The organism is Kitasatospora sp. NPDC058048, assembly GCF_042885555.1.
GTDB lineage: Bacteria > Actinomycetota > Actinomycetes > Streptomycetales > Streptomycetaceae > Kitasatospora > Kitasatospora lactacystinica.
The window spans coordinates 81,910-92,642 of the sequence record NZ_JBHVRT010000043.1; the positions used below are offsets into that span (position 1 = coordinate 81,910).

The following is a 10,733-nucleotide window of genomic DNA, read 5'->3' on the forward strand; positions in this document are numbered from 1 at the left end:
CCTCATCGCCCCCGCCCAAAAAAATTTGCCTCCCCCCGCCCCGACAACCGGCGGTCAACACCAAAACAAAAAACTTTTCTCCCGCGGGGGGCGGGGCCCGGGTCGCCACCCGGGCCCGCCCCGCCCGAACGCCACCACCTATTACGGGGGCATACCGGAGATTCAGGGGAAGAGCCAGGGCTCGCACGTCCTCCTCCAGGTCTTCCGTTCCGAGTCTTGGACCTTGCACTCGCCGACTTGGTCGGCAGGGTGTCCCGGTGCGCGCCGATCTTGTTCCGGACGACCTGTGGGAGCGGGTGGCCCCGCTGCTGCCACCCGCTCCCACCCGACGCCGCCGCCATCCCGGGCGACTTCGCGCACCCGACAGGGCGGCTCTCGCCGGCATCATGTTCGTGTTGCGCACCGGCGTTGCCTGGCGCGACGTCCCCGCCGAAACCGTGGGCTGCTCCGGAGTCACGGCCTGGCGCCGGCTGCGGGACTGGACCGAGGCCGGCATCTGGCCGCGCCTGCACACCGCCCTGCTGACCGAACTGCGCCGCGCGGGCTAACTGAACCTGGACGACTGTGCCGTGGAAGGCTCGCACGTCCGGGCCCTCAGAGGGGGAGAGCACGTCGGCCCTCGCCAGTCGACCGTGCCCGCCCCGGCTCCAAGCACCACCTGATCGTCGACCGCCACGGCACCCCGCTCGCCATCACGCTCACCGGCGGCAACCGGCACGACGTCACCCAGCTTCTCCCGTTGCTGGATGCCGTCCCGCCGATCCGGGGCCTGCGCGGACGCCCCCGCCGCAAACCCCGGCGCCTGTACGCCGACCGCGGCTACGACTTCGACAAGTACCGCCGTCCGCTGTGGAGGCGCGGCATCAAACCACTGATCGCCCGGCGCGGCGTCGCCCACGGTTCCGGGCTGGGCAAGGTCCGGTGGGTGGTGGAGCGCGCGTTGTGCGCCACGAGGCGCTCTGTTTGTATCCCTGGCTCAGCCAGGGATACTCGGAAGGAGGTTCCTGGGCCGGATGACTCACCTGGATCCGAAAGGTGAAGGGGACAAGAGCATGTCAGCAAAACAGTGACCGGGCCCAGCCGGGCGGCGCCAGCAGGTCATGCCCGAGGCGAAGCCGAGTTCCTGCGGGAGGTGTTCCCGGGCGATCCCGGTGTGCAGGACGAACAGGATGCCCTGGAACACCAGCCGGTCCGGATGCCGCTTGCGCCCGGGATGCCGGGTCCGGCGCTTGACCTTGGGCGGCAGCGGCTCGATCACAGCCCACAACTCGTCATCGACTTTCCACGGCTTCGGTCGAGCCACCCCGCACCCCGATCAACGGTCCCGGAGTGATCCAACCACCTCGAAGATCATTTCGTTGGGAGTTCTTATTCCGTCTGGGCGTCGTTGGAAAGCCTGGTCATCGGGTGTGGTGACCTTGTGGAATGACAGGTGCCATCGGCTTGGGGATCTTGATGACGAACGCTGCGATCGTCACCGCCAGCGCCGCGAAGACCAGGCCCATCTGGAACGCGCTGGCGATGCCGTGGACCAGCACTTGCGAGGAGTACGGCGCCGGGAGCCGGCCGGTGGCCCGGGCCTGGGCGAGCTGCTGCGGGGTGGCCTGCCGCAGGAAGGCCCCGGCCTGCTGCCGGGCCTCGTTGCGGCTGGCCGTGCCGAACACGGTGACCAGGATCGACAGGCCGAGCGAGCCGCCCACCTGCTGGGTGGTGTTGAGCATGCCGGTGGCGGCGCCGGTCTCGTGCGGGGCGACGTGGGAGACGACGGTGAGGGTGGCGGGGACGAAGATCGAGCCCATGCCGAAGCCGAACAGCAGGGTCGGGCCGAGGATGCCGCCGACGTAGGTGCTGTCGATGTCGATCTGGGTCGCCCAGGCGACCCCGCTCAGCACCAGCAGCGAGCCGGTGACCAGGAAGGGCTTGGGGCCCCAGCGCAGCTGGTTGCGGGCGGCGAACTGGGCGGCGGCGACGATGGCCACGCTGATCGGCAGGAACGCGAAGCCGGCCCGCAGCGGGCTGAAGCCGAGGATCTCCTGGACGAACAGGGTGATGAAGAAGAAGATGCTGAACATTGTTGCGGCTACGCAGAGCATCAGCGTGTACGCGCCCGAGCGGTTGCGCTCCCGTAGGAGGTGGAGCGGCATGATCGGCTGTCGTGCGTGCCGCTCGTTCGCCACGAAGGCCGCAATCAGCGCCACGGCGAGGCTGAAGGCGGTGAGCGTCACGGGGTCCGTCCAGCCGTGGTCGGAGGCGCGGATGAAGCCGTAGACCAGGGAGACCATGCCCGCCGTGGCGGTGAAGGCGCCGGTCAGGTCGAAGCGGCCGGGGTGGCGTTCGGACTCGTTGATGTAGAGCGGCGCCAGCAGGGCGATCGCGATGCCGATCGGCACATTGACGAAGAGCACCCAGCGCCAGGACAGCCAGGAGGTGAGCATGCCGCCGAGCAGCAGTCCGATCGCGCCGCCGGCTCCGGCGACGGCGGAGTAGACCCCGAAGGCCCGGTTGCGTTCCTGGCCCTCCTTGAAGTTGGTGGCGATCAGCGCCAGCGCGGTCGGCGAGGCGATGGCCCCGCCCACGCCCTGGAAGGCTCGGGCGGCCAGCAGCCAGGCCGAGGACTGCGCGACGCCGCCGAGCAGCGAGGCCAGGCTGAACACCAGCACGCCGACCATGAACACCCGCCGCCGCCCGAGGATGTCGCCGGCGCGCCCGCCGAGCAGCAGCAACCCGCCGAAGGTCAGGGTGTAGGCGTTGATGACCCAGGACAGGTCGGTGGTGTTGAACTTCAGCGCCTGCTGGATGTGCGGCAGCGCGATGTTCACGATCGTGATGTCGAGAACGACCATGAGCTGGGTGGCTGCGATGACGGTGAGGGCTATCCCCGGGTGCTGGCCCCGACGTGCGGTCGCGGGCGAAGCCTCGGCCAGGGCGCGCGAGGTGGCCATGGCAGGTCCCCCAATGGGTTCGGGGGTGAACGGCGGACAGGCGGCGGATTTCGTTCACCACTACCGACGGTATCCCCGGGGCATAGGGAACACAATCGTTCATTACGGACATGCTCATGCTGCCCGGCCGCCACCGTCCATCGGTGCGGAACCGGGCTGTCGGGGACGGGCGGCTGGCGGCTCGGTCGGGATCAGACCAGGCCGGCGCCCCATGCGCGGGCTCGGTCGAGTTCGGCGGCGCGCAGTGGTCCGTCGCTGGTCCGGGCGCCGGCGGGGCCCGCGCCGCTCACAGCCGGAAGTGCTGGGTCTCGCCGGGCCGGACCGTCGCCTCGGTGCCGCGCAGCCGGATGCGGACCGGCTCCTGGCGGTCCTGGCGCAGGCTCACCGTGACGGTGCGGCGGTCGACGGCGAGGGTGAGGCCCCAGTGGCCCCGGTAGCGCAGGTCCAGCTCCAGACGGCCGAGGGCGGAGGGCAGGTGCGGGTCCAGCCAGAGGGCGTCCTCGCGGACCTCCAGGCCGGTGTAGCAGCGTTGCAGCAGGTCCACCGCGCCCGCCATGGCGCCCAGGTGGACGCCCTCGGCCGTGGTGCCGTGCTGGCTGTCCCGCAGGTCGGCCACCAGGGCGTCGCGGAAGTGGCGCCAGGAGGCGCGGCGGTCGCAGCGGGTGAGCACCCAGGCGTGCACCACCGAGCTGAGTGTCGAGCCGTGGACGGTGCGCCGCAGGTAGTAGTCGGTGGTGCGGCGGAGCAGCTCGTGGGGCGCCGGGTGGCCGAGGCGCCGTAGCAGGTCGCGGACCTCGCGGGCGGAGAACAGGTACCAGAGCATCAGCGCGTCGGCCTGCTTGGAGGCCTTGTAGCGGTTGACGGTGTCGCCCTCGGCCTCCAGGATCCGGTCGAGCCGGCGCAGGTCCGGGTAGCGGCGCCGGTACTGCGGCCAGTCGAGTTCGGCGAGGCGTTCGTAGCCGTCGAACTGGCTCAGGACGCCGTCGTGGAAAGGGACGTGCAGGTGGCGTCCGACCTCCTGCCAGCGGTCCAGTTCCGCGGCGTCGAGGCTCAGGCGCTCGCGCAGCTCGTCGCGGCGGTACCCGGGCAGGGCGTCCAGGGCGTCCTGGGCGCGGGCCAGCACCCAGGAGGCCAGCACATTGGTGTACGCGTTGTCGTCCAGGCCGGGACGGGTCTCCCAGGGGTAGCCGTCGTGGTACTCGTCGGGGCCGAGCACCCCGCGGACGGACCAGTGGCCGCGGGCCGGGTCGTGGACGGCGGCGGAGGACCAGAACCGGGCGATCTCCAGCAGCATCTCGGCGCCGGCTCCGGCGAGGAAGTCCCGGTCCCCGGTGGACTGGTAGTACTGCCAGATGTTGTAGGCGACGGCCGAGCCGACGTGCCGCTGGAGGTGACTGTGGTCGGGCAGCCAGCGGCCGGACAGCGGGTTGAGGTGCAGCTGCTGGGACTCCTCGCGGCCGTCCCGGGCGCTCTGCCACGGGTAGAGCGCGCCGCGCAGCCCGAGTTCCCGGGCCCGGCGGCGGGCGGCGTCGAGGCGGCGGTGGCGGTAGCGGAGCACGGCCCGGGCGAGCTCCGGGAAGCGGAGGTTGAGCAGCCGCAGCACGAACAGCTCGTCCCAGAAGACGTGCCCCCGGTAGGCCTCCCCGTGCAGTCCGCGGGCGGGGACGCCGACGTCCAGGTCGACGGAGTGCTCGGAGCAGGTCTGGAGCAGGTGGAACAGGTTCAGGTGCAGCGGGCCGGCCCCGTCGAAGTCGGCCTCGATCCGGCAGCGGCGCCACAACTGCGCCCAGCGCACGGTGTGCTCGACGAGCAACTGGTCGAAGTCGCCGGCCTCGGCGGCGAGCAGACGGGAGGCGAGCAGCGGGGTCTCGATCGCCCGGTCGTGGGAGGTGTGCACGGCGACGGTCTTCGTCACGGTGACGGGCCGGCCCGCCGAGGCCTCCAGGGCGAGGAGGCGGGACACCCGGCCCTCGCGGCACTCGGTCGTCGCGGTGTGCTCCCGGTCGGCGCGGATTCGGGCGCAGAGGGCGATCCGCAGCGACGAGTCGATCGCGTCGGCTTCGAGCCGGAGCAGACCGCCCTCGTCCACCCCCTGGCCGACCGGGACGAGGTGGCGCTCGGCCAGTCCCCGGTAGCGGGCGACCCCGGTGTTGGCGACACGGCCGTCCAGCCCGGAGCGGACCTCCAACGGGCCGGACCAGTTCTCCGGGGTGAAGGTGCTCTCCAGAACGAGCAAGTGCGGCCGGGCCTGGCTGGCCAGGCGGCGTTGCACGAGCCTGGTGCGCCGGCCCTGCTCATCGACCACCAGGGCGGTGCGGGTCAGCAGTCCCCGGCGCAGGTCCAGTTCCAGGGTCTGCTCGGTGGGCGGCCCGGTGAACCAGCCGCCGTCGGCCGGGCGGAAGGTCAGCGGCAGCCAGTTCGGGCAGTTGATCAGGTCTTCATTGGCCACCACGTGCCCGCCGACCGTCGACTCCGCACGGTCGTAGCAGCCGGCCAGGTACGTCCCCGGGTAGTGCACCCCGTCGGCGACCGACTCCGGCGCGGCGCCCCGGCTGACCAGGTAGCCGTTGCCGACCGCGCACAGCGCCTCCCGCAGCCCCTCCTCGGCCGGGTCGAAGCCCTGGTAGCGGAGGGTCCACGGGTCCGGCATGTCGGGATTCCCCGCGGGCGGGTCTGCTGCCACGACGTGACCTCCGTGCGACCGGTCTGCCTCCAGTCTGCGGACGACGGGACCACGCCGCTCGGCGGTCCGGCCGGGGCCGGTCGGCCCTTCCCCGGACCAGGGCCGGGCGCCGAGGCTGGGAGACGGAGACCGGAGGTGTGCCATGTCGACCGTCCGTCCGCCGCTCGCCACCGCCGAGGCCCTGCTCGCCGACGGCACCACCGTGGAGCTCCGGCCGCTCGGGCCGGACGACCACCGCGCGGTGCTCGACCTGCACGCCGCCGGGATGTCCGAGGAGAGCCGCCGGATGCGGTTCTTCGGCGTCAGCCGCAACGCGCCCCGGCAGGCCGCCGACCGGCTCTGCGGGCCGCCGCGCGCGGGTCTGCTGGCGCTCGGTGCCCGGGCCGGGGAGGAACTGGTCGGCGAGGCGGACTGCGAACTGCTGGACGGCCCGCCGGAGACCGCCGAACTGGCCCTCGCGGTGGCCGACCGCTGGCACCACCGGGGAGTCGCCACCCTGCTGCTGGAACACCTCGTGCACGCGGCACGGGCCGCCGGCATCCGCTTCTTCGAGGCCGACACGCTGCACGGAAACCACGCCGTCCACCAGGTCTTCGCCGACCTCGGCCTGCCCGTCGAGCGCCGGTACACGCAGGGCGAGGTCAGGATCAGGGTGCCACTGGACGAGAGGGACGAGCGCTACCGCTCGGCCGTGGACGAACGCGGGCGCAGCGCCGACGTGGCCAGCCTCGCCGCGCTGCTGCGCCCTGCCTCGGTCGCGGTGGTCGGCGCGTCCCGGCGGGAGGGCTCGGTCGGTCGGACGGTCCTGACGAGGATCCACCAGGGAGGTTTCGCCGGTCCGCTGTGGGTGGTCAACCCGCACGCCGACGAGATCGCCGGCGCACCCGCCCACTCGTCGGTCTCCGCACTGCCTGCCGTGCCGGACCTCGCCGTGCTGGCCGTTCCCGCCGGCGCCGTCCCCGCGGTGGCCGAGGAGTGCGGTGCCGCCGGAGTGCGGGCCCTGGTCGTGCTCACCTCGGGGCTCGGCCCGCAGGAGGCCCGTGGGCTGATGCGCGCCTGCCGTCGGCACAGCATGCGGCTGGTCGGACCGAACAGCCTCGGCATGGCGCAGACCGATCCGGCCGTCCGGCTGGACGCCGAGTTCGGTGGGGCCTTCCCCAGGCCCGGCACCGCCGGAGTGGCCGTGCAGAGCGGCGGCGTGGGGATCGCGCTGCTGTCGCGGCTGGCCTGGCTGGGCATCGGGGTGTCGAGCTTCGTCTCGCTCGGCGACAAGTACGACGTCAGCGGCAACGACCTGCTCCAGTGGTGGGAGGCGGACGGCCGGACCGACCTCGCGCTGCTCCACCTGGAGTCCTTCGGCAACCCGCGGGCCTTCGCCCGCACCGCCCGCCGGGTGACCGGGAGCATCCCGGTACTGACCGTCGACGCCGGCCGTTCGACGGCCGGCCGCCGCGGCGCCGCCTCGCACACCGCGGCCGCCGCCACCCCCACCGTCACCCGGGAGGCGCTGTTCCGGCAGGCCGGCATCACCGCGACCCGCGGTATCGAGGAACTCGTCGAGGCCGCCGCACTGTTGCGCGCCCAGCCGCTGCCCGCCCCGCGCGGAGCGGTGGCCGTGGTCTCCAACGCCGGAGGCATCGGCATCCTCGCCGCGGACGCCTGCGCCGAGGCCGGACTGGAACTGCCGGAACTCCCGACGGAACTCGGCAAGCTGCTGCCGCCCGGCGCCTCCGTCCGCAACCCGGTGGACACCACGGCGGCCATCGGTCCGACCGAACTCGCCCTCTTCCTCCGGGCGTTGGAACGCGAAGAGGCCGTCGACGCGATCCTGGTGTGCCTGGTGCCGACGGCGCTGGGCACCACCCCGGCCCAGGATCCGGTGCGCGCCCTGCTGGAGGGACCGGCCCGGCGCCGCGTCCCGATCGCCGCCGTGCTGCTCGACCAGCAGGTGCCCGTCCGGTACCGCACCTGCGCCGACGGCGGCATGGTGCCCGTCTACTCGGACACCGTCGCCGCCGCCCGGGCCCTCGCCCACGCCCGGGACCGAGCCCGCTGGCTCGCCGAGGCGCCCCCCGCGCCCGCCGAAGCGCCGGACTGCGACCGGAGCACCGCCCGAAGCCTGATCGACGGCTACCTCACCGCCCACCCCGACGGCGGCTGGCTCGACCCGCTGTCCACCGCCGACCTGCTGGAGGCCTACGGACTGCCGCTGACCACCGCGGTGTGGGCCCGCGACGAGCACACGGCGGTCGCCGCCGCGAACGGACTGCGCACGCTCGGGCACGAGGGCAAGGTGGCCCTGAAGGCCTACTGGCCCGGGCAGGTGCACAAGAGCGCGCTCGGCGCCGTCCGAACCGGCCTCGGCACCGAGGCCGAAGTGCGCTCCGCCTACCGGGATTTCACGGAGAGATTCGGCCCGGAGCTGGCCGGAGCGGTGGTCCAGCCGATGGCCGCGCCGGGCGTCGAACTGCTCGCGGGCGTCGTCCAGGACCGGGTCTTCGGGCCCCTCGTGGTGCTCGGGGCGGGCGGCACCGCCGCCGACGTGCTGGCCGACCGGGCGGCCCGGCTCGCCCCGCTGAGCGAGCGCGACCTGACCACCATGGTCACCGAACTGCGCAGCGCGCCCCTGCTGACGGGAAGCACCGGGGCGCCCGCCGTGGACCTCGCGGCGGTCCGGTCCGTCCTCGCCCGGCTCTCCCGCCTCGCCGACGACTTCCCGGAACTCGTCGAGGCGGACCTCAACCCCGTCATCCTCCGCCCCGACGGCGCGCTCTGCGTGGACGCCCGGGTCCGGCTGGAACGCCGGCCGTCCTTCGACCCCTACCTGCGGCGGTTGCGCCGCCCCGTGGCCGCCGAAGCGGAGTGAGCCCCGTGGACGAGGCCATCCGAACCGAGGCCCTCACAAGCGCGCGGAGGCTCGACGCGAGGCCCGCCCCGGGGCGAGCGGGCCGGCGGTGAGCGCCCATGGGGGGTGGGCCGGCGAAAGCACGGCGCAGTCCGACGGTCCTCCTCTCGCTGCGCCGCTTCTCGTTGGTGGGGCCTGGTGCTCTCAAGGAGCGCAAGAGGTGATTCGGAATCAAGTCCTCTCAAACCGGTCAAATGTGAGTACGTGGGCGAATTCTCAATCATCCGAAATGTGCGCTTGTGGTGCGGAACGGCGGGAGGCGTCTCATTGATTCACTCCGCCGTCGACGAACAGTCACCATCCCGTTGTTCGACGAATATTATGCAATTCCGGTGGCGACACGGTCGGTGAGCGCTGATACTTTACGCATGCTCCACTCGTGCTGAACAAGCATGCCAACGCCAGAAATCACGCCGACGTTGTCTCGGATTCGAAGGACTTGCTTTGCTTGAATCCGGCAGCGCCAGTGCGGAGGACACCACGGTCAGTGCTCCGTCCTCGTCGAACTGCGCGCCACCGGCTGAACCACCGCACTGCCGCCATCTCCCGTGGCGGCGGCTTCGCCCGTCACCCGGACCGGCCCGACCGAGAGGTCAACACCCCCCTCGGACCGGGTCCGCGTTCACCGGAGCACGAGGCAGTCAGAGCCCATATCTGGTCCCGGCTGTCGGCGAGCGGCGAGCGCACGCCCTGACCCGCCCAGAACCTCTCTCACCCATCGGAGACCGAACCCTTGTCCCGCAAGCCCATACGCCCCGCCCTCAAGGCCGGCGCCCTCGCAGCGGCCCTCGCCGGTGCCATGACCACGTTCGCCACCCCGCCCGCCGGTGCCACCGCCGGTGACCCCGCCGCCAACGGCTCGTACGCCTACACCGCGCGCATCGCGATCGGCGACAGCTTCCGTGCCTGCACCGGCGCCCTCGTGGACCGGTACTGGGTGATCACCTCGGCCGCGTGCTTCGCCGACAACCCCGCCCAGCCGACCGCGGTGGGTGAGACCCCCAAGTGGGCCACCACCGTGACGGTGGGCCGCACCGACCTGACCGCGACCGGCACCGGCGCGACCAGCAAGGTCGAGAAGCTGGTGGCCCGTCCGGAGCGCGACCTGGTGATGGCCAAGCTCGCCACCCCGATCGACGGAATCGCCACACTGCGGGTCGCCACCACGGCGCCCGCCACCACCGAGAACCTCCGGGTCCCCGGCTACGGACGCACCAAGACCGAATGGGTGCCCGACAAGCTCCACTCAGGAGCCTTCACCCTCGACACCGTGAACCCGACCGCCATAGGCACCACCGGCACCGCCGGCGCGGCGCTCTGCAAGGGCGACACCGGCGCCCCCGTGATCCGCGAGACTGCGGCAGGTGCCGAACTGGTCGCCGTGGTGTCCCGGTCCTGGCAGGGCGGCTGCCTCGGTGAGACCGAGACCCGCACCGGCGCCTCCCACACCCGCGTCGACGACCTCGGTACCTGGATCAAGGAGGTGCGCTACAGCACCGCGGACGTGAAGCCGGGTACCCACGTCCAGGTCCTCGGCTCCGACTCCACGCTGTGGGACACCGTCACCGATCACCGGTCCGGCCGCTGGGCCGACCGCTGGTCGATCGCCGACAGTGGCACCGGCACCGGCACCCAGACCACCGTGGACAGCGTCGCCATCGGCAACGCCGTGCACGTCTACGCAATCGGCACCGACGGCCACGTCTACACCCGCGACGGTGTGGTCGGCGGTACCTGGTCCGCCTGGCAGGAGGTGCCCGGCGGTGCCAGTGGTGTCCAGGACATCACCGCCGCCACCCGTGGCAACACGGTGAGCCTGCAGGTCGTCGGCTCCGACGGTCGCTTGCACACCACCAACGTCGACTACGGCGCCGGCACCTGGGACCCCCGCTGGGTCAAGGTCGACGACAACGCCGTCAAGGCCATCACCAGCAGTGCCACCCCGGACAACACCGTCCACGTCTACGCGATCGGCACCGACCTCAACGTCTACACGCGCGACAACAAGCCCGACGGCACCTGGACCAACTGGCAGCTCGTCCCCGGCGGTGCCAGCGGTGTCCAGGACATCACCGCCGCCACCCGTGGCAACACGGTGAGCCTGCAGATCGTCGGCTCCGACGGTCGCTTGCACACCACCAACGTCGACTACGGCGCCGGCACCTGGGACCCCCGCTGGGTCAAGGTCGACGACAACGCCGTC

The 10,733-nt window shown here is 72.3% G+C and carries 4 protein-coding genes and 2 pseudogenes; 3 read left to right on the plus strand and 3 right to left on the minus strand.

Annotated elements, in window-relative coordinates; all coding sequences use genetic code 11:
- Window positions 1-257: 257 nt before the first annotated feature.
- A pseudogene (locus tag ACFVVA_RS33960) lies at window positions 258-940 on the plus strand (IS5 family transposase); the annotation flags it as partial.
- Window positions 941-1,084: 144 nt separating this feature from the next.
- Here ACFVVA_RS33960 and ACFVVA_RS33965 read toward each other — a convergent pair.
- The 3 genes and pseudogenes from ACFVVA_RS33965 to ACFVVA_RS33975 form a co-directional block, all read right to left on the minus strand.
- Window positions 1,085-1,303, minus strand: a pseudogene (locus ACFVVA_RS33965) (transposase); the annotation flags it as partial.
- Window positions 1,304-1,400: 97 nt separating this feature from the next.
- Window positions 1,401-2,942, minus strand: coding sequence for an MFS transporter (locus ACFVVA_RS33970; protein WP_387694589.1), 1,542 nt, complete (start codon window positions 2,940-2,942; stop codon window positions 1,401-1,403).
- Window positions 2,943-3,228: 286 nt separating this feature from the next.
- Entirely contained in the window at window positions 3,229-5,592 is a 2,364-nt protein-coding gene (locus ACFVVA_RS33975; protein WP_387694590.1) for a glycoside hydrolase family 65 protein, read from the minus strand.
- Window positions 5,593-5,767: 175 nt separating this feature from the next.
- Between ACFVVA_RS33975 and ACFVVA_RS33980 the strand changes: the two genes are divergently transcribed.
- Window positions 5,768-8,491 (plus strand): GNAT family N-acetyltransferase, encoded by a 2,724-nt coding sequence (locus ACFVVA_RS33980; RefSeq protein ID WP_387694591.1) that lies wholly within the window; start codon window positions 5,768-5,770, stop codon window positions 8,489-8,491.
- 772 nt (window positions 8,492-9,263) lie between these two features.
- A partial coding sequence (locus tag ACFVVA_RS33985; protein WP_387694592.1) for a trypsin-like serine protease occupies window positions 9,264-10,733 on the plus strand: 1,470 nt, incomplete at its 3' end.